Below are 19,378 nucleotides of genomic sequence, written 5' to 3'. Positions count from 1 at the left end.
GTGGCCGTCAACGACGCGCTGAGCGACTCCCCGGAGCTGGTCAACAGCGAGCCGTACACCGGCGGCTGGATTTTCAAAATCAAAGCGAACGACGAAGCAGAAGTTGAAGCTCTGCTGGATGCGACCGCGTACGCAGCACTGTTAGAAGACGAGTAATTGCTTTTCACCCTCTCCCTTTGGGAGAGGGGATCCTAATATCACCGCACGTTTAGGAACCATCGCTCATGACACAGACTTTAAGCCAGCTTGAAAACCGTGGCGCTTTTATTGAACGTCACATTGGGCCGGATGCTCAGCAACAGCAGGAGATGCTGAACACGGTTGGCGCGGAATCGTTAAACGCACTGATTTCGCAGATCGTGCCGAAAGACATTCAGCTCGCTACCCCGCCGCAGGTGGGTGATGCGACAACCGAATACGCTGCGCTGGCAGAACTGAAAGGCATCGCCAGCCTGAATAAGCGCTTTAAGTCTTACATTGGCATGGGCTACACCAACGTGCAGTTACCCCCGGTTATCCTGCGCAATATGCTGGAAAACCCGGGCTGGTACACCGCGTACACCCCGTATCAGCCAGAAGTGTCGCAGGGTCGTCTGGAAGCGCTGCTGAACTTCCAGCAGGTGACGCTGGATCTGACCGGCCTTGATATCGCCTCCGCGTCTCTGCTGGACGAAGCAACGGCGGGTGCCGAAGCGATGGCGATGGCAAAACGCGTCAGCAAGCTGAAAGGGGCGAACCGATTCTTTGTTGCTGCGGACATTCACCCGCAAACGCTGGACGTGGTGCGTACCCGCGCCGAAACCTTTGGCTTTGAAGTGATTGTTGATGATGCTGAGAAAGTGCTGGATCACCAGGATGTGTTCGGCGTGCTGCTGCAGCAGGTAGGCACCACCGGTGAAGTCCACGACTACAGCACACTGATTGCCGAGCTGAAAGCACGCAAAATTGTGGTCAGCGTGGCCGCCGATTTTATGGCGCTGGTGCTGTTAACCTCCCCGGGCAAACAGGGCGCGGACATCGTGTTCGGCTCTGCACAACGCTTCGGCGTGCCGATGGGTTACGGCGGCCCGCACGCGGCCTTCTTCGCCGGCAAAGATGAATTCAAACGCTCCATGCCAGGCCGCATTATCGGCGTATCGAAAGATGCTGCCGGTAACACTGCCCTGCGCATGGCGATGCAGACTCGCGAGCAGCACATTCGCCGCGAGAAAGCGAACTCCAACATCTGTACCTCTCAGGTTCTGCTGGCTAACATCGCCAGCCTGTACGCCGTCTACCACGGCCCGGTTGGCCTGAAGCGTATCGCCAGCCGCATTCACCGTCTGGCCGACATTCTGGCCTGTGGTCTGCAGCAAAAAGGCCAGAAACTGCGCCACGCGCACTTCTTCGATACCCTGTGTGTCGAAGTGGCCGACAAAGCGACGGTACTGGCGCGTGCCGAAGCGGCAGAAATCAACCTGCGTAGTGACATCCTGAATGCGGTAAGCATCACCCTGGACGAAACCACCACCCGTGAGGATGTGCAGGTGCTGTTCAGCGTGCTGCTGGGTGAAGGCCACGGCCTGAATGTGGATGTTCTTGATAAAGACGTAGCGCACGACAGCCGCTCTGTTCAGCAAAACATGCTGCGTGATGACGCGATCCTGGCCCATCCGGTATTCAATCGTTACCACAGCGAAACCGAGATGATGCGTTACATGCACTCGCTGGAGCGCAAAGATCTGGCCCTGAATCAGGCGATGATCCCGCTGGGTTCCTGCACCATGAAGCTGAACGCTGCCGCCGAGATGATCCCGATCACCTGGCCGGAATTCGCTGAGCTGCACCCGTTCTGCCCGGCCGATCAGGCGGAAGGGTATCATCAGATGATCAACCAGCTCTCCGACTGGCTGGTGAAGCTGACCGGTTATGACGCGCTCTGCATGCAGCCAAACTCAGGCGCGCAGGGTGAATACGCAGGCCTGCTGGCGATCCGCCATTATCACGAGAGCCGCAACGAAGGCCATCGCGATATCTGCCTGATCCCAAGCTCCGCCCACGGCACCAACCCGGCCTCTGCCCAGATGGCAGGCATGGACGTGGTGGTGGTGGCCTGCGATAAAAACGGCAACATCGACCTTGCGGATCTGCGCGCGAAAGCCGAGCAGACCGGGGACAAACTCTCCTGCATCATGGTGACCTATCCGTCCACCCACGGCGTGTACGAAGAGACCATCCGTGAAGTGTGCGAAATCGTGCACCAGCATGGCGGTCAGGTATACCTTGATGGCGCCAACATGAATGCTCAGGTAGGGATCACCACGCCGGGCTATATCGGCGCAGACGTATCGCACCTTAACCTGCACAAAACCTTCTGCATCCCGCACGGCGGTGGCGGTCCTGGTATGGGGCCAATCGGCGTGAAAGCGCATCTGGCACCGTTTGTTCCGGGTCACAGCGTCGTGCAAATCGAAGGGATGCTCACCCGTCAGGGTGCCGTTTCGGCTGCCCCGTTTGGCAGCGCCTCCATTCTGCCAATCAGCTGGATGTACATCCGCATGATGGGCGCGGAAGGGCTGAAGCAGGCCAGCCAGGTCGCTATCCTGAATGCGAACTACATCGCAACGCGCCTGAAAGAGGCGTATCCGGTGCTCTATACCGGTCGCGATGGCCGGGTGGCGCACGAATGCATCCTTGATATTCGTCCCCTGAAAGACGAAACCGGCATCAGCGAGCTGGACATCGCCAAGCGCCTGATCGACTACGGCTTCCACGCGCCGACCATGTCGTTCCCGGTTGCAGGCACGCTGATGGTGGAGCCAACCGAGTCTGAAAGCAAAGTCGAGCTGGACCGCTTTATCGACGCGATGCTGGCTATCCGCAGTGAAATCGACCGCGTGAAGCAGGGCGAATGGCCGCTGGAAGATAACCCGCTGGTGAATGCGCCTCACACCCAGAACGAGCTGGTGGCGGAGTGGAACCACGGTTACACCCGCGAGCAGGCCGTCTTCCCGGCAGGCATGGCGAACAAGTACTGGCCAACGGTGAAACGTCTGGACGATGTCTACGGCGATCGCAACCTGTTCTGTTCTTGTGTGCCAATGAGCGAATATCAGTAATACTTAAAGTCTGACTGTAGGCCGGGTGAGCGTCATCAGCGCTGCCCGGCCTTTTTTATTTCTGGGAGATCGTGAATGGCAATTGCACTTGTAACCGGAGCCAGCCGGGGGATCGGCAAAGCCACCGCGCTGGAGCTGGCCCGCGAGGGCTACACCGTGGCGGTGAACTATCACCACAACATCAAAGCCGCAACGGACGTAATCCATCAGATCGTCGAAGAAGGCGGTAAAGCCTTTGCGGTCCGCGCTGATATCAGCGATGAAGCGCAGGTGCTGGCGATGTTTGACAGCCTCGACCGTGAAGGCGAGCCGCTCACTGCGCTGGTCAATAACGCGGGGATCCTGTTCGAGCAAAGCAGCATCGAAAACCTCTCCGCCGAGCGGATTAACCGTGTGTTGGCCACCAACGTGACGGGCTATTTCCTCTGCTGCCGCGAAGCGGTAAAGCGGATGTCGTTCAAGCATGGCGGCAAAGGCGGGGCGATTGTGAATGTCTCTTCAGCAGCGTCACGACTGGGCGCGCCGGGGGAATACGTGGATTATGCGGCATCGAAAGGGGCGGTTGATTCCCTGACGACTGGCTTATCACTGGAGGTGGCGGCGCAGGGCATTCGGGTCAACTGCGTACGGCCTGGGCTGATTTATACTGAAATCCATGCCTCCGGCGGTGAGCCCGGGCGCGTGGATCGCCTGAAATCCGTCCTGCCGATGCAGCGTGGTGGCCAGCCGGAAGAGGTCGCGCAGGCCATTGTGTGGCTGCTGAGTGAGAAAGCGTCGTACGTGACGGGTAGTTTTATTGAGTTAGCGGGCGGGAAGTAAACCCCTCACCCTAACCCTCTCCCCAAAGGGGAGAGGGGACTGCCCGGTGCGATCTTTTCTCCCTCGCCCCTTTGGGGGGAGGGCCGGGGTGAGAGGAAAATTAAAGCGTTTCGCCGTTGCTGGCGATCACTTCTTTATACCAGTTAAAGCTCTTCTTACGTGAACGGGACATATCGCCGGTCCCATCGTCGTGCTTGTTCACGTAGATAAAACCGTAGCGCTTGCTGTACTGACCGGTGGTGAATGACACGCAGTCGATGCAGCCCCACGGGGTGTAGCCCATCAGATCCACTCCATCATAGGTCACCGCTTTTACCATCTCTTCTACGTGAGCGCGCAGGTAGTCGATACGGTAATCATCGTTGATGCTGCCATCTTCTTCTACTTTGTCGTACGCGCCAAAGCCGTTTTCCACGATAAACAGCGGCTTCTGATAACGTTCATACAGTTCACACAGGGCGTAACGCAGGCCCACCGGGTCAATCTGCCAGCCCCAGTCGGACGCTTTCACGTGCGGGTTTGGCACGCTGCCTTCGAAGCCAGAAATCGCATCGCCGGTACCGCCTTCCGCTTTCACCGCGTTGGTCATGTAGTAGCTGAAGCCCAGATAGGCGCAGGTACCTTCACGCAGGATCTGTTCATCTCCGGCTTCCATCTGGATGGTGAAACCGCGACGCTCCCACTCATTCAGCACGTAAGACGGGTAGTAGCCGCGCAGCTGCACGTCGGTAAAGACATAGCGTTCACGCATTGATTCCTGGGCAAACATCACGTCTTCTGGTTTGCAGGAGAAAGGATAGAGCGCAACCATTGCCAGCATGCAGCCAACCTGCATTTCCGGGTTGATGCGACGGGCTGCTTTCACCGCCAGGGCACTGGCCACGAACTGGTGGTGCAGGACCTGATACATGGTCTCTTCCGGGTTTTGATGCTCGGTGTACACCACGCCGGAGCAGCAGTAGCCGAAAAGCGGCGCGCGCCAGTTACGCTGGTTGTTGATCTCGTTGAAGGTCATCCAGTATTTGACCTTGCTCTTGTAGCGCTCAAACACCACTTCGGCGAAATTAACGAAGAAATCGACCACCTTACGGTTGGTCCAGCCGCCGTATTCCTGCACCAGGTGCAGCGGCATTTCGAAGTGGGAGAGGGTGATCACCGGCTCGATATTGTACTTCAACAGTTCGTCGAACATGTCGTCGTAGAACTTCAGCCCTTCTTCGTTCGGCTGAGTTTCATCCCCTTTCGGGAAGATGCGCGTCCAGGCGATAGAAGTACGGAAGCATTTGAAGCCCATCTCGGCAAACAGCTTGATGTCTTCTTTATAGTGGCCGTGGAAGTCAATGGCTTCGTGGTTTGGATAGTATTTGCCAGCTTCCACCTGCTGGGTAATTTCACGCGGAACGCCGTGGGCGCCACCGGTCAGCACGTCACAAATGCTCGGGCCTTTGCCGCCTTTGTTCCAGCCGCCTTCAACCTGGTGCGCCGCAACCGCGCCGCCCCATAAAAAGTCTTTCGGTAAGGTGAGTTTTTTCATCTTTGCTGATCTCGTTTATTGCTGTCTGTTTTTGAGTCTAACAAAGGGGAATAAAAAGTCACGATATAACAATTCGTAGAAATTGTAATTTGTTACCTCTAAAAAACAGGGTGTTTTATTCCGTTAATTTCTTCGCCAGCTTACGCCCCAGAGATTCAAGAATATAAACCACCGGAATTTGCGTCGTAATATCATAGACGCCTGCGATACGCGTTTGCGGGACATGCCAGGAGAGATTAAAGTCCGCCAGTTTCGCCAGCCGCGAATGTTCGTGGCTGGTAATGGAGAGCACCTTGCAGTGATGCAGGCTGAACTGGCTGGCGAAGCGCAGGATCTCTTCGGTTTCACCCGAGACCGAAAGCACAATCGCCAGCGCGTTTTTCGCCATATCGTTGGTGACCGGGAAATAAGGATCGTCGATATGGTTGCTGAACTTACCAATATTGGAAAAGAAACGTGCGCCATATTTTGCCAGCGACCCCGAGGTGCCTGCGCCGACAAATATAATACGCTCCGACGATAAGATTATCTCTACGGCGTTATTTAATAGCGTATCAAATTCGTCGTTGTTTACGCTTTTGAAAAAACTGATAATCTCACTGGCACCAAAATTGGTCTGCTGCGGCTCGTTTTGTTCGAGATATAATTTAAAACGGACGCGGAATTCAGAATAGCCATCGCAATTCAGTTTGCGACAAAAGCGTAGCACGGTGGTGGTGGAAACCCCCGCCGCATCCGCCAGTTCGCGGATGGTCATGTACATCACCCGATCGCGGTTTTTGATGACGGTGTTGTAGACCATCATCTCCAGGTTATTGAGACTGGCAATGGCGGAATGGGAGAACATGCTCACAGTGGCTAAACTCACTTATCAGACTTCATCTTCAGGGAATAATAACATGCAGCCAAACGACATTACTTTTTTTCAGCGCTTTCAGGATGACATTCTGGCCGGGCGTAAAACCATCACAATCCGCGACGAGAGTGAAGCGCATTTCAAAGCGGGCGATATTCTGCGGGTTGGGCGTTTTGAGGATCAGGAGTACTTCTGCACCATTGAGGTGACGGACACCTCGACGGTGACGCTGGAGACGTTGACCGAAAAACATGCCCAGCAGGAGAACATGACGCGTGAGGAACTTAAGCGCGTGATCGCGGAAATCTATCCGCATCAGACGCAGTTTTATGTCATTGATTTTAAATGCCTTTGATTTTTTAAGTGAACGATCGTTAGCTGAAATGTTCTGTTAACATGATGATTGTATTAGTCTAAATATCACATGATATTTATTTTAGCTAACAGGTGTTCACTGGAATCATTCTCAGTTAGCATAGTCTGCAATGCATTACTCACGTAGGTTTTCCTGGAGTTCTCTATGGTTAGCAAGTCATTAACCGTACAGGGATATTCACTGGCTGAGGAAATAGCCAACAGCATCAGTCACGGGATTGGTCTGGTGTTTGGTATTGTCGGGCTGGTGCTGCTGCTGGTACAGGCAGTCGACACTAACGCCAGCGCGCTGGCGATCACCAGTTACAGCCTGTACGGCGGGAGCATGATTTTATTGTTTCTGGCCTCTACGCTGTATCACGCCATTCCGCATCAGCGGGCCAAAACCTGGTTGAAGAAATTCGACCACTGCGCCATCTATCTGCTGATTGCCGGCACCTATACGCCTTTCTTGCTGGTCGGTCTGAATTCACCGCTGGCGCGTGGGCTGATGATTGTTATCTGGAGCCTGGCGCTGCTGGGGATCCTGTTCAAACTGACCATCGCGCACCGGTTTGAAGTGCTGTCGCTGGTGACCTATCTGACGATGGGCTGGCTGTCGCTGATTGTGGTGTATCAACTGGCGGTAAAACTGGCGGCGGGCGGGGTTACTCTGCTGGCGGTCGGGGGTGTGGTCTATTCGCTGGGGGTGATTTTTTACGTCTGTAATCGCATCCCCTACAACCACGCCATCTGGCACGGTTTTGTGCTGGGTGGCAGCGTGTGCCACTTCCTGGCGATTTATTTGTATGTCGGGCAGGTATAAATAAGATTGCCGGGTAAACCCGGCAACAGGATTCACTCTTCCAACGAGTACGGCAGCGGTTCAATGCTCAGAGTATTCACATCTTCGCGTACGCGGAACACGCTGTCTGGTTCCATATCGTTATTCATCACTGCCTGCACCAGCAGACGACCATCATCCAACTGAACGGCGGCCAGCACAGTGCCGGTACGGCGCCAGTTGTCACCCATTTTCAGTTCGAGGTCTTCGCCCGCTTCCGGTACGCGGCTGGCGTGACCGGCCAGATACCACAGCGCACGCTTGTTAGCACCGCGGAACTTCGCTCGTGCGACCATCTCCTGGCCGGTGTAGCAGCCTTTTTTAAAGCTGATACCGCCGAGTGCCTGTAGGTTGGTCGCCTGTGGAATAAACTGCCCGCTGTTTGCAGCGTCGATAACCGGCTGGCCCGCTTCGATGTTGAGCGCCAGCCACTGCTGGGAATTGTTCAGCTGCGCTTCGCCGCGCAGGGCTTCGGTAACGCGCTCAGCTGTTGCTGCGTCGGTGACCAGCAGAAAACGTTCTGCAGGGTGTTCAAACCACAGAAGGGAAGTGATGCCGTCGCTAATGACCTGTTTTTCCCCATCTGGCAGCTCGCTGAACAGGTTTTTCAACGCGGCGCGCGCCTGGAACCCTGCCACGCCTAACAGCACTAATTCATCATCAGCGGCGATGGTGACTTTGGAGAATACCGCATACTTTTTCAGCTCGGTGAGCTGCGCATCGCGCAGGCTGCGGCGTTCGATCAGGGCAAAACCGGCCCCGCGGCGGAAAAGACGCAGGTTGCTCCACATCTTGCCTTTAGGATCGCAGTGCGCGGCCAGCAGGTGCTGGTGCTCGGTCAACTGGCTGACGTCCGCAGTCACCTGGCCCTGCAGGTACTTTTCGCTATCTGCACCTGTGAGAGTCGCCAGCGCCCAGTCATCAAGCGTCATAAGCGTCAGCGGCAGACGCGCAGAGGCGACAGGCTGGCGCGGAGAAAAAGGTGTAAAAGCCATAGTGATGTCCTGAATTGCTTAACGCTTTGTTAAGGCCTAATGGTAAAAGAGACTGTAGCCATTGCAAGTGGTTTCATCAGGCTATTCGTGCCTTCACGCAGTTCTGCGTAACGCAGCGCAAAACCGATGAACACGTATATTCTTTGCGGTTTTTTTCTGAAGGCGTGCTGTGAGTCTGTAATATTGCAGTAATGAAGCCGCAAAAAACACGTTACACTAAGGGCAGTTTCTTCACGGTTGATGCACATTTCAGCAGAGACGAACAGAATACTGCCTGAACTCAACGTTATGCAGGAATAGAACACATGGATATTAGTAACAAACCCCGCATTCACTGGGCATGTCGTCGCGGCATGCGCGAGCTCGACATTTCCATCATGCCGTTCTTCGAATACGAATACGACAGCCTAAGCGATGACGATAAACATCTGTTCATCCGCCTGCTCGAGAGCGACGATCCCGACTTATTTAACTGGTTGATGAATCACGGCAAACCTGCCGACGCCGAACTGCAACGGATGGTGCTTTTAATTCAAACACGGAATCGGGAACGTGGTCCTGTGGCAATCTGATCTGCGCGTCTCGTGGCGCTCACAGTGGATGTCTCTTTTGCTCCACGGCCTGGTTGCGGCGTTGATCCTGTTGATGCCGTGGCCGCTTAGCTACACACCACTCTGGCTGCTATTACTTTCGCTGGTAGTGTTCGATAGCGTGCGTAGCCAGCGGCGCATCAACACCCGGCAGGGTGAAATCAAACTGCTGATGGATTCCCGCTTGCACTGGCAAGGGAGTGACTGGGAGATTGTTGGCACCCCGTGGATGCTTAATGTCGGCATGATGTTTCGTCTGCGCAAAGGCGACGGACAGCGCTGCCACCATTTATGGTTATCCGCAGACAGTATGGATGAAGGGGAGTGGCGGGATCTGCGTCGGATGATTTCGCAACAACCGACGCATGGACGGCGGTAGCGGTTTAGCTGAACTGCTCCGCCATTTCGCCCAGGATCTGCTCGCACCAGTTTTGCAGGCGCTCTTCGCTTAGATCGTACTGGTTGGTTTCATCCAGTGCCAGCCCAACAAACAGCTGGCCGTCGGCAATGATTGGCTTCTTGCTGGTAAACTCATAGCCTTCGGTCGGCCAGTAACCAATAAACGTCACGCCTTTTGCTGCCAGCTTGTCATGCAGCATCCCCAGCGCGTCGAGGAACCACTCGCCGTAGCCTAACTGATCGCCCATGCCGTACAGCGCGATGATTTTGCCTTCAAGCTGCAGCGAATCAAGCTGTTCCCAGATCGCTTCCCAGTCTTCCTGCAGTTCACCAAAGTCCCAGGTGGGGATCCCGAGGATCAGCACGTCGTACTGTTCCATCACCGTCGGGGCGTCGTCTTTAAGATTATGCAGCGTCACCAGTTCCGGGCCGATAATGTCGCGAATTTTCTCCGCTGCCATCTCGGTGTAGCAGGTGCTGGAACCATAAAACAGACCAATATTCATCGCTAAAATGTCTCAATACTTGCTATGACTTTGCGAGTAGTGTACCAGAAACAATGCGCATTCAGGCATAATGCACCGATTGCTGAACCATAGGGGCTGATGTGGAAAAGGATCTCGCACTCATCGAACAGTTTCTCGATGCGCTGTGGCTGGAGAAGAATCTGGCCGAAAATACCCTCAGTGCTTACCGACGCGATCTGGCGATGCTGACGGCCTGGCTACAGCATCATGGCCGCTCCCTCGAAACCGCGCAAAGTGACGATCTGCAGGCCCTGCTGGCCGAGCGCATGGAAGGCGGCTATAAGGCCACCAGCTCCGCGCGGCTGCTAAGCGCTATCAGGCGTCTGTTTCAGCATCTGTATCGTGAGAAATTCCGCGCGGACGATCCCAGTGCGGTGCTGGCCTCGCCAAAGCTGCCGCAGCGTCTGCCGAAAGATCTTAGCGAAGCGCAAATTGAGAGATTATTACAGTCGCCCGTGGTTGACCAACCGCTGGAGTTACGCGATAAAGCGATGCTTGAGGTCTTATACGCCACCGGGTTGCGCGTCTCGGAGCTGGTCGGCTTGTCGATGAGCGACATCAGCCTGCGTCAGGGCGTGGTACGGGTGATCGGTAAAGGCAATAAAGAGCGTCTGGTGCCGCTGGGCGAAGAGGCGGTGTACTGGCTGGAGAACTATCTTGAGTACGGGCGTCCGTGGTTACTCAACGGGGTCTCTATCGATGTGCTGTTCCCGAGCCAGCGCGCCCGACAAATGACGCGTCAAACCTTCTGGCATCGCATCAAACATTACGCCACACTGGCGGGTATCGACAGTGAAAAACTTTCGCCGCACGTTCTGCGTCATGCCTTTGCCACCCATCTTTTAAACCATGGCGCCGATCTGCGCGTGGTCCAGATGCTGCTGGGGCACAGTGACCTGTCAACGACGCAAATCTATACGCATGTCGCGACGGAACGCCTGCGGCAGCTACACCAACAGCATCACCCACGCGCGTGAGTGCTGAATCGCAACAGGAATGAATATGAAAAAGTCTTTAGTGCTGTTCTCTCTGCTGGCAGCCTCATTATCCGGTCTGGCCCACGCTGACGATGCGGCCATTAAACAATCGCTGGCGAAGCTCGGCGTCACCAGCAGTGATATTCAACCTGCGCCGGTCGCAGGGCTGAAGACGGTGCTGACCAACGGCGGCGTGCTGTACGTCACCGAAGACGGTAAGCACTTTCTGCAGGGCCCGATGTACGACGTGAGCGGCGCTCAGCCGGTGAACATCACCAACCAGATGCTGATGAAAAACCTGAATGCGCTGGAAAAAGAGATGATCGTCTACAAAGCTGCGCAGGAAAAACACGTCATTACCGTGTTTACCGACATCACCTGCGGCTACTGTCACAAGCTGCATGAAGAGATGAAAGACTACAACGCGCTGGGGATCACCGTGCGCTACCTCGCATTCCCGCGCGCGGGCATCAATAGCAAACCAGAACAGGATATGAAGGCCATCTGGTGCGCCAAAGATCGCAAAAAAGCGTTCGATGATGCGATGAGCAGCAAAGGCGTTCAGCCTGCTTCCTGCGATATCGATATTGCGAACCACTACGCGCTGGGCGTGCAGTTCGGCGTGACCGGAACTCCGGCTATCGTGCTGAGCAACGGCTATGTGGTGCCGGGCTATCAGGGGCCGAAAGAGATGAAAGAGTTCCTCGACGCGCACCAGAAACAGTTTGGCGGTAAATAATTCACGTGAAATCAACGATACAGCTTCGTCGCCGTGAGGTGGATGCACATGCAGATCTGCCCGCCGATCTGCCCCCCCTTCTGCGTCGGCTGTACGCCAGTCGCGGCGTGCATAACGCGGGCGACCTTGAACGCGGCGTAAAAGGCATGCTGCCCTGGCAGCAGCTCAGCGGTGTGGATCGCGCAGCCGAACTGCTTTACCAGGCATTTAGCGAAGGGACACGGATCATCGTTGTCGGTGATTTTGATGCGGATGGTGCCACCAGCACCGCACTGAGCGTGCTCAGCCTGCGGGCGATGGGGTGCGATAACGTCGCGTATCTGGTGCCGAACCGCTTTGAGGACGGCTACGGCCTGAGCCCGGAAGTGGTCGATCAGGCGCACGCGCGCGGCGCGCAGATGATCCTGACGGTGGATAACGGGATCTCGTCCCATGCCGGTGTCGATCATGCGCACAAACTGGGGATCCCGGTGCTGGTCACCGATCACCACCTGCCCGGCGACACGCTCCCGGCGGCAAAAGCCATCGTTAACCCCAATCTGCGCGAATGTGCGTTTCCGTCAAAATCGCTGGCGGGCGTGGGGGTCGCGTTCTACCTGATGCTGGCGCTGCGCACGCTGCTGCGGGATAAAGGCTGGTTTGACGCGCGCGGGATTGCGGTGCCCAATCTGGCTGAGCTGCTGGATCTGGTGGCGCTCGGCACCGTGGCCGACGTAGTGCCGCTGGATGCCAACAACCGCATTCTGACCTGGCAAGGTCTGAGCCGCATTCGTGCGGGTAAATGCCGTCCGGGCATTAAGGCACTGCTGGAAATTTCCAACCGCGATCCGCAGAAGCTGGCTGCCAGCGATCTGGGCTTTGCTCTTGGGCCGCGTCTGAACGCGGCGGGGCGTTTGGATGATATGTCGGTCGGCGTGGCGCTGCTGTTGTGCGACAACATCGGTGAGGCGCGGGTGCTGGCCAGCGAGCTGGATGCCCTGAACCAGACCCGCAAAGAGATTGAGCAGGGGATGCAGGCCGAGGCCCTGACCCTCTGTGAAAAGCTGGAACGCAGCAGCGAGACGCTGCCCGGCGGGCTGGCCATGTATCACCCGGAGTGGCATCAGGGCGTGGTCGGCATTTTAGCCTCGCGCATCAAAGAGCGTTTTCACCGTCCGGTGATTGCGTTTGCTCCTGCCGGAGACGGGACGCTGAAAGGCTCCGGTCGATCCATTCAGGGGCTGCATATGCGTGACGCACTGGAGCGGCTGGATACGCTGCATCCGGGGCTGATGATAAAGTTTGGCGGCCACGCGATGGCGGCGGGTTTATCACTTGAAGAGGCGAAGTTCGATCAGTTTCAGCGTCTGTTCAGCGAGCTGGTGACCGACTGGCTGGATCCGGCCCTGCTGCAGGGTGAGGTGATCTCCGACGGCCCGTTAGCGGCTGCCGATATGACTATGGAGGTGGCGCAGATGCTGCGCGACGCCGGGCCGTGGGGACAGATGTTCCCGGAGCCGCTGTTCGACGGGCGTTTTCGCCTGCTGCAACAGCGTCTGGTTGGCGAGCGTCACCTGAAAGTGATGGTTGAGCCGGTGGGCGGTGGGCCGCTGCTGGATGGGATCGCCTTTAACGTCGATACCGCGGTCTGGCCGGATAACGGCGTGCGCGAAGTCGAGCTGGCCTACAAACTGGATATCAACGAGTTTCGCGGCAACCGCACGCTGCAAATCATCATCGACCATATCTGGCCACTTTAGCATCACTATTCCGCTATAAAACAGGGCGTGAATCCGGTACAATTCCGCCCTTATCACCGCATTTTACTCGTCCATAAAAGAAAACAGACCATGTTTGAAATTAATCCGGTAAAGAACCGCATTCAGGACCTCACGGAGCGCTCCGACGTTCTTAGGGGGTATCTTTGACTATGATGCTAAGAAAGAGCGTCTTGAAGAAGTAAACGCCGAGCTGGAACAGTCGGACGTCTGGAACGAACCTGAACGCGCACAGGCGCTGGGTAAAGAACGTTCTTCTCTCGAAGCCATCGTCGATACGTTGGATCAAATGGCGCAGGGTCTGGAGGATGTTTCCGGGCTGCTGGAGCTGGCAATTGAAGCCGACGACGAAGAGACGTTCAACGAAGCCGTTGCAGAACTCGACGTGCTGGAAGAGAAGCTGGCTCAGCTTGAATTCCGTCGTATGTTCTCCGGTGAGTATGACAGCGCCGATTGTTATCTCGATATCCAGGCCGGTTCCGGCGGGACAGAAGCGCAGGACTGGGCCAGCATGCTGACGCGTATGTATCTGCGTTGGGCTGAGGCACGCGGCTTCAAGACCGAGATCATCGAAGAATCCGAAGGCGAAGTGGCGGGTCTGAAATCTGTCACCGTCAAAATTATTGGTGATTACGCTTATGGATGGCTGCGTACTGAAACCGGCGTTCATCGCCTGGTGCGTAAGAGTCCGTTCGATTCCGGTGGTCGTCGCCACACCTCTTTCAGCTCCGCGTTTGTCTATCCGGAAGTGAAAGACGATATCGATATCGAAATCAACCCGGCTGACCTGCGTATCGACGTTTACCGCGCCTCCGGTGCGGGTGGTCAGCACGTTAACCGTACCGAATCGGCGGTGCGTATTACGCACATCCCAACCAATACGGTAACGCAGTGCCAGAACGACCGTTCCCAGCATAAGAACAAAGACCAGGCCATGAAGCAGATGAAAGCCAAGCTTTATGAACTGGAGATGCAAAAGAAAAATGCTGAGAAACAGGCGATGGAAGACAACAAATCTGACATCGGCTGGGGCAGCCAGATCCGTTCTTATGTCCTTGATGACTCCCGCATTAAAGACCTGCGTACCGGTGTTGAAACCCGTAACACGCAGGCGGTGCTGGATGGCAGCCTGGACCAATTTATCGAAGCAAGTTTGAAAGCAGGGTTATGAGGAACCAACATGTCTGAACAACAAGTACAGAGCGCTGACGCGGTAGCAGATCTTAATAATGAACTGAAAACCCGCCGCGAGAAGCTGGCTACACTGCGTGAGCAGGGCGTGCCGTTCCCGAACGATTTCCGCCGCGATCGCACCTCAGACCAACTGCACGCTGACTTCGACGCTAAAGAGAACGAAGAGCTGGAAGCGCTGGACATCGAAGTGGCCGTTGCCGGCCGCATGATGACCCGCCGTATTATGGGTAAAGCGTCCTTCATCACCCTGCAGGACGTGGGCGGCCGTATTCAGCTGTACGTTTCGCGTGACGACCTGCCAGAAGGCATCTACAACGAGCAGTTTAAAAAGTGGGATCTGGGCGATATCCTCGGTGCCCGCGGTAAGCTGTTCAAAACCAAGACCGGCGAGCTGTCCATTCACTGCACCGAGCTGCGTCTGCTGACCAAAGCCCTGCGCCCGCTGCCGGACAAGTTCCACGGCCTGCAGGATCAGGAAGCACGCTACCGTCAGCGTTACCTGGATCTCATCTCTAACGATGACTCCCGCAACACCTTCAAAATTCGCTCTCAGATCATGGCCGGTATCCGCCAGTTCATGGTTGGCCGCGACTTTATGGAAGTGGAAACGCCAATGATGCAGGTGATCCCGGGCGGTGCGTCTGCGCGTCCGTTCATCACCCATCACAACGCACTGGACCTGGACATGTACCTGCGTATCGCGCCGGAACTGTACCTCAAGCGTCTGGTGGTTGGCGGCTTCGATCGCGTATTTGAAATCAACCGTAACTTCCGTAACGAAGGCATTTCCGTTCGTCATAACCCAGAGTTCACCATGATGGAACTCTATATGGCGTACGCAGATTACAAAGATCTGATCGAGCTGACCGAATCCCTGTTCCGTACCCTGGCGCAGGATATTCTGGGCAAAACCGAAGTGCCTTACGGTGAAGAAGTCTTCGACTTCGGTAAGCCGTTCGTCAAGCTGACCATGCGCGAGGCTATCAAGAAGTACCGTCCGGAAACCGAGATGGCCGATCTGGATAACTTCGACTCGGCGAAAGCGATCGCTGAAAGCATCGGTATCAAGGTTGAGAAGAGCTGGGGTCAGGGCCGTATCGTGACCGAGATCTTCGAAGAAGTGGCCGAAGCGCATCTGATTCAGCCGACCTTTATCACCGAATACCCGGCCGAAGTGTCTCCGCTGGCGCGTCGTAACGACGAGAACCCAGAGATCACTGACCGCTTCGAATTCTTCATCGGTGGCCGTGAAATCGGCAACGGCTTTAGCGAGCTGAACGATGCGGAAGATCAGGCGCAGCGCTTCCAGGACCAGGTTAACGCGAAAGCCGCGGGCGATGACGAAGCGATGTTCTTCGATGAAGACTACGTGACCGCACTGGAACACGGTTTGCCGCCAACGGCAGGTCTGGGTATTGGTATCGACCGTATGGTTATGCTGTTCACCAACAGCCACACCATCCGCGACGTGATCCTGTTCCCGGCGATGCGTCCAGTAAAGTAAGTCGTTAAGTTATTAAAAAGCCCCGGCGTTAATCGCGTCGGGGCTTTTTTTATTTATGTGCGCGGGCAGCGTAAGCCAGCAGCTCGGCTTTGGCCTCGTGGGCCTCCATTACCATCCACGGGCTAAAGGCCCAGGGCGTAGCCTGTAACGCGCAGAGCAGCGCGTCCAGTTTGACCCACTGATAATCCATCACTTCATCACGATTAATCGCCACGGCGCCGTCAGCCTGCGCGGCAAACACCGGGCAGAGCTCGTTTTCGACAATCCCGGAAGGGTCGGTTTCGCAGTAACGAAATGCCGGGGCAACCGAAAGAATATCCGTAATTTCTATACCCACCTCAAAGCGGCAGCGACGGATCAGCGCCTGCTCCGGGGCTTCGTCCAGCTGTGGATGACCGCAAACCGAATTAGTCCACACGCCGGGCCAGGCCTTTTTGCTCATGGCGCGACGCGTTACCAGGCATTCGCCATGGGCGTTGAAAAGCCAGCACGAGAATGCCAGATGAAGGGGGGTATGCGAGGTGTGCGCAGCGTACTTCTCCTGCGTGCCGATAACGGCGCCCCGATCGTTTACCAGAATGACGTGTTCCTGTGTTCCCATAGTGACTCCCGAGCTGATATCGCCGGATGGGACTGACTTACAGCGTTCAGGTAAGTTCAGCGCGATCGGGCCGGGCGAGTATAGCCTAATCACCCGTAGGCTTTTTGTCGTATAGGGTGCTCTTGGGCATCGGCAGTGAGGCTGTTATGATAGCGCGGCCATTCACGCCGACCGAGGAACTGTTGTGTTCGCAGGAAGCCCGACGAAAAATCCCGTTTCTGCTCTGTTTTGCCTGATCCTGGCCTTGCTACTGGCAGGCTGCGCGGGCAGCCAATCATCGGATTCTGGTCCTGTATATACCGTTAAACGCGGCGATACCCTGTATCGCATTGCGCGGTCGACCGGCACCAGCGTGAGGGATCTCGCGCGGCTCAACAACATCTCTGCGCCCTACACCATCGAAGTGGGGCAAAAACTGAAGGTTAACGGTGCGACTGCAAAAAAATCCTCGTCGAAAAGCAGCGGTAAAACCGCCGCGGTGACGCCATCTTACGTGGTGCCTAAATCGTCATGGCCTCCGGTCGGGCAGCGCTGCTGGGTCTGGCCTGCGAGCGGTAAAGTGGTGATGCCGTACTCCACCTCCGAAGGCGGCAACAAAGGCATTGATATCGCCGGTACCCGAGGCGCACCAGTGTATGCCTCCGATGCGGGAAAAGTGGTCTACGTCGGCAATCAGCTGCGCGGCTACGGTAATTTGATCATGATTAAGCACGGCGAGGATTACATCACCGCCTATGCCCATAACGATTCGATGCTGGTTAACAACGGCCAAAACGTGAAGGCCGGACAGAAGATTGCCACCATGGGCAGTACCGGCTCTAACACCGTGGCGCTGCATTTCCAGATCCGCTACCGGGCGACGGCTATCGATCCGGTGCGCTACTTGCCGGCGCAGGGCAGCAAACCGAAGTGCTAAGTGACTATTTAATCGCCACTTAGTCATCGGGAGTCTTGTCAGAAGGTGCGTAAAGTCTATAATGCCTTACGCACCTCAAAGCGGGCGTAGTTCAATGGTAGAACGAGAGCTTCCCAAGCTCTATACGAGGGTTCGATTCCCTTCGCCCGCTCCAAACACACTTCTTTTAACGTCTACTCAAGTCAATCAAACCCAGTAATCACAAGGCTTCCGCTAATATCTCCGTATTTTGACGTAAACTAACGTCTACTCAAATCTATACATTCATGTGTATAGTAATGCGTATAGCCCGCGCTCTACACTTTGGAACTATACACAATGCCCCTCACAGACCTTGAAATCAGGCGCTCTAAGCCGCGTGAGAAGTCCTATACACTCAATGATGGCAATGGCCTCTCTCTGCTCATCGAGCCGAACGGATCGAGAGGGTGGCGTTTCCGTTACCGTTTCGACGGTAAGCCCAAGATGATTTCGCTGGGCACTTATCCCGATGTGTCCCTGAATGATGCCAGGCTCAAACGTGATGATGCCCGTAAGCAGGTAGCTGGTGGCATTAATCCCAGCGATGTGCGCAAAGAAGATAAGCTGGCGAAGCAGGGCCGCAACGAAAACACCTTTGAGGCGATCGCCCGCGAGTGGTACGCCAAGCGCATTGACCGCTGGTCTGAGTCCTACGGCGAAGAGATGATGAAAACCTTTGAGGCCGACGTTTTCCCGATAATCGGGCGACGACCGATCGCTGATATCAAACCGATGGAGCTCATGGCCGTTCTCTCGAAGTTGGATGAGCGGGGCGCAACAGAGAAACTCAGGAAGGTGAGACAGCGTTGCGGTGAGGTGTGGCGGTACGCCATTGTTACTGGCCGGGCTGATTATAACCCGGCCCCGGATCTAGCCAGTGCCTTTGCGCCTCATAAGAAAGAGCATTACGCTTTTCTCGCCAGTGACGAACTTCCAGAGTTCTTCCGCACGCTGAACACGTATAGCGGCAGTTCTGTTGTTAAGCTGGCGATGCGCCTGCAGGTTCTTACCGGGTTACGCCCGGGCGAACTACGCCAGGGCGAGTGGACTGAAATAGATTTCGATAAACGTCTGTGGGAAGTGCCACCAGCACGCATGAAAAAGCGTCGCCCTCACTGTGTTCCTTTATCCGACCAGGCGATCTCCATCCTGGAACAGCTGCGGCTCATCACCGGCAATTACCGGTTTATTTTCCCCGGCAGGATCCAGCACAGCAAACCAATGAGCGAGATGGCAATGAACGTTCTGATCCGTCGCATTGGATATGCTGGAAGAGTAACCGGCCATGGCTTCCGCCACACAATGAGTACCATCCTTCACGAACAGGGCTACAACACGGCGTGGATTGAAACGCAGCTGGCTCACGTCGATAAAAACTCAATCCGCGGCACGTACAACCACGCCCAGTATCTGGACGGCCGCCGCGAAATGCTTCAGTGGTATGCCGACTATATGGATAGCCTGGAACAGGGTGGAAATGTGGTTCACGGCTCGTTTGGCAAAGTCTCGTAACTGGACGAATAGACAGTGTTACTACACCATAGTAGACTCCAGTAGACAGACAAAGAATAAGGCTATGTCTAGATTGATCCCCGAAAATCCGTAGTCCTCTGCGGAAAGATATGGCCGTGAAACCAGAGGTGTGAGGTGGTT

Annotated in this window: 19 protein-coding genes and 1 tRNA gene; 15 read left to right on the top strand and 5 right to left on the bottom strand. The window is 55.7% G+C overall.

Annotated elements, in window-relative coordinates; genetic code table 11:
• The 3 genes from ACRDD5_RS07100 to ACRDD5_RS07090 form a co-directional block, all read left to right on the top strand.
• A partial coding sequence (locus tag ACRDD5_RS07100; RefSeq protein ID WP_438676324.1) for a glycine cleavage system protein H occupies positions 1–156 on the top strand: 156 nt, incomplete at its 5' end.
• A gap of 68 nt (positions 157–224) precedes the next feature.
• Positions 225–3,098, top strand: a complete 2,874-nt coding sequence (gene gcvP / locus ACRDD5_RS07095; protein WP_271284624.1) for an aminomethyl-transferring glycine dehydrogenase — start codon at positions 225–227, stop codon at positions 3,096–3,098.
• A 75-nt stretch (positions 3,099–3,173) separates the two neighbouring features.
• The gene (locus ACRDD5_RS07090) at positions 3,174–3,917 is read left to right on the top strand and encodes an SDR family oxidoreductase (RefSeq protein WP_271284625.1); all 744 of its coding nucleotides are present in this window, start codon (positions 3,174–3,176) and stop codon (positions 3,915–3,917) included.
• Positions 3,918–4,017: 100 nt separating this feature from the next.
• Here ACRDD5_RS07090 and ACRDD5_RS07085 read toward each other — a convergent pair whose 3' ends face one another.
• Complete coding sequence (locus ACRDD5_RS07085; RefSeq protein ID WP_438676316.1) at positions 4,018–5,451, bottom strand: 6-phospho-beta-glucosidase; 1,434 nt, start codon at positions 5,449–5,451, stop codon at positions 4,018–4,020.
• Positions 5,452–5,566: 115 nt separating this feature from the next.
• On the bottom strand, positions 5,567–6,298 hold the full coding sequence (locus ACRDD5_RS07080) for a MurR/RpiR family transcriptional regulator (protein WP_438676323.1): 732 nt from the start codon (positions 6,296–6,298) through the stop codon (positions 5,567–5,569).
• Between the two features lie 52 nt (positions 6,299–6,350).
• Between ACRDD5_RS07080 and yqfB the strand changes: the two genes are divergently transcribed.
• Positions 6,351–6,662, top strand: coding sequence for a N(4)-acetylcytidine aminohydrolase (yqfB, locus tag ACRDD5_RS07075; RefSeq protein ID WP_271281610.1), 312 nt, complete (start codon positions 6,351–6,353; stop codon positions 6,660–6,662).
• Positions 6,663–6,827: 165 nt separating this feature from the next.
• Positions 6,828–7,487 carry a PAQR family membrane homeostasis protein TrhA gene (gene trhA / locus ACRDD5_RS07070; protein ID WP_438676315.1) on the top strand — a complete coding sequence of 220 codons (660 nt, stop codon included), beginning with the start codon at positions 6,828–6,830 and terminating at the stop codon, positions 7,485–7,487.
• Positions 7,488–7,519: 32 nt separating this feature from the next.
• Here trhA and ygfZ read toward each other — a convergent pair whose 3' ends face one another.
• The gene (ygfZ, locus tag ACRDD5_RS07065; RefSeq protein WP_438676314.1) at positions 7,520–8,500 is read right to left on the bottom strand and encodes a tRNA-modifying protein YgfZ; all 981 of its coding nucleotides are present in this window, start codon (positions 8,498–8,500) and stop codon (positions 7,520–7,522) included.
• A gap of 305 nt (positions 8,501–8,805) precedes the next feature.
• Here ygfZ and sdhE point away from each other — a divergent pair, with 305 nt between their 5' ends.
• Together sdhE and ACRDD5_RS07055 are read left to right on the top strand one after the other, a co-directional pair.
• Positions 8,806–9,072 (top strand): FAD assembly factor SdhE, encoded by a 267-nt coding sequence (sdhE, locus tag ACRDD5_RS07060; RefSeq protein ID WP_271267176.1) that lies wholly within the window; start codon positions 8,806–8,808, stop codon positions 9,070–9,072.
• Positions 9,053–9,469 (top strand): protein YgfX, encoded by a 417-nt coding sequence (locus tag ACRDD5_RS07055; protein WP_271281613.1) that lies wholly within the window; start codon positions 9,053–9,055, stop codon positions 9,467–9,469. Before sdhE ends, ACRDD5_RS07055 begins: the two co-directional genes overlap by 20 nt.
• Before the next feature lie 4 nt (positions 9,470–9,473).
• Here ACRDD5_RS07055 and fldB read toward each other — a convergent pair whose 3' ends face one another.
• On the bottom strand, positions 9,474–9,995 hold the full coding sequence (gene fldB / locus ACRDD5_RS07050) for a flavodoxin FldB (protein ID WP_271281614.1): 522 nt from the start codon (positions 9,993–9,995) through the stop codon (positions 9,474–9,476).
• Between the two features lie 101 nt (positions 9,996–10,096).
• On the opposite strand from fldB, the gene xerD reads away from it, so the two are divergent.
• The 5 genes from xerD (at position 10,097) to lysS (ending at position 16,187) form a co-directional block, all read left to right on the top strand.
• On the top strand, positions 10,097–10,993 hold the full coding sequence (xerD, locus tag ACRDD5_RS07045; RefSeq protein ID WP_271281615.1) for a site-specific tyrosine recombinase XerD: 897 nt from the start codon (positions 10,097–10,099) through the stop codon (positions 10,991–10,993).
• 25 nt (positions 10,994–11,018) lie between these two features.
• On the top strand, positions 11,019–11,732 hold the full coding sequence (dsbC, locus tag ACRDD5_RS07040; protein ID WP_271281616.1) for a bifunctional protein-disulfide isomerase/oxidoreductase DsbC: 714 nt from the start codon (positions 11,019–11,021) through the stop codon (positions 11,730–11,732).
• Between the two features lie 5 nt (positions 11,733–11,737).
• Positions 11,738–13,471, top strand: a complete 1,734-nt coding sequence (gene recJ / locus ACRDD5_RS07035) for a single-stranded-DNA-specific exonuclease RecJ (protein WP_438676313.1) — start codon at positions 11,738–11,740, stop codon at positions 13,469–13,471.
• 90 nt (positions 13,472–13,561) lie between these two features.
• Positions 13,562–14,660, top strand: a protein-coding gene (prfB, locus tag ACRDD5_RS07030) for a peptide chain release factor 2 (protein WP_271281618.1) whose coding sequence is annotated in 2 segments (ribosomal slippage) — positions 13,562–13,636 and positions 13,638–14,660 — 1,098 coding nt in all. Because the reading frame shifts where the segments join, the coding sequence is not laid out codon by codon here.
• 9 nt (positions 14,661–14,669) lie between these two features.
• The gene (gene lysS, locus ACRDD5_RS07025; protein WP_271281619.1) at positions 14,670–16,187 is read left to right on the top strand and encodes a lysine--tRNA ligase; all 1,518 of its coding nucleotides are present in this window, start codon (positions 14,670–14,672) and stop codon (positions 16,185–16,187) included.
• Positions 16,188–16,236: 49 nt separating this feature from the next.
• Here lysS and idi read toward each other — a convergent pair whose 3' ends face one another.
• Positions 16,237–16,788: an isopentenyl-diphosphate Delta-isomerase gene (idi, locus tag ACRDD5_RS07020; protein ID WP_271281620.1), complete on the bottom strand. Its 552-nt coding sequence runs from the start codon at positions 16,786–16,788 to the stop codon at positions 16,237–16,239.
• A gap of 184 nt (positions 16,789–16,972) precedes the next feature.
• Between idi and actS the strand changes: the two genes are divergently transcribed.
• The 3 genes from actS to ACRDD5_RS07005 all read left to right on the top strand — a co-directional run bounded on the left by actS (position 16,973) and on the right by ACRDD5_RS07005 (position 19,237).
• A complete protein-coding gene (gene actS, locus ACRDD5_RS07015) occupies positions 16,973–17,704 on the top strand; it encodes an amidase activator ActS (protein ID WP_271281621.1) in 732 nt (243 codons plus the stop codon).
• Positions 17,705–17,784: 80 nt separating this feature from the next.
• Positions 17,785–17,858: transfer RNA gene (locus ACRDD5_RS07010), tRNA-Gly, on the top strand.
• Positions 17,859–18,022: 164 nt separating this feature from the next.
• Positions 18,023–19,237 carry a tyrosine-type recombinase/integrase gene (locus tag ACRDD5_RS07005; RefSeq protein ID WP_438676312.1) on the top strand — a complete coding sequence of 405 codons (1,215 nt, stop codon included), beginning with the start codon at positions 18,023–18,025 and terminating at the stop codon, positions 19,235–19,237.
• Positions 19,238–19,378 lie beyond the last annotated feature (141 nt).

Source organism: Silvania sp. (assembly GCF_051656365.1).
Lineage (GTDB): Bacteria > Pseudomonadota > Gammaproteobacteria > Enterobacterales > Enterobacteriaceae > Enterobacter > Enterobacter hatchlandensis.
The sequence above is the reverse complement of the archived record's forward strand: the minus strand, read 5'-3'. Positions and strand labels throughout refer to the sequence as shown.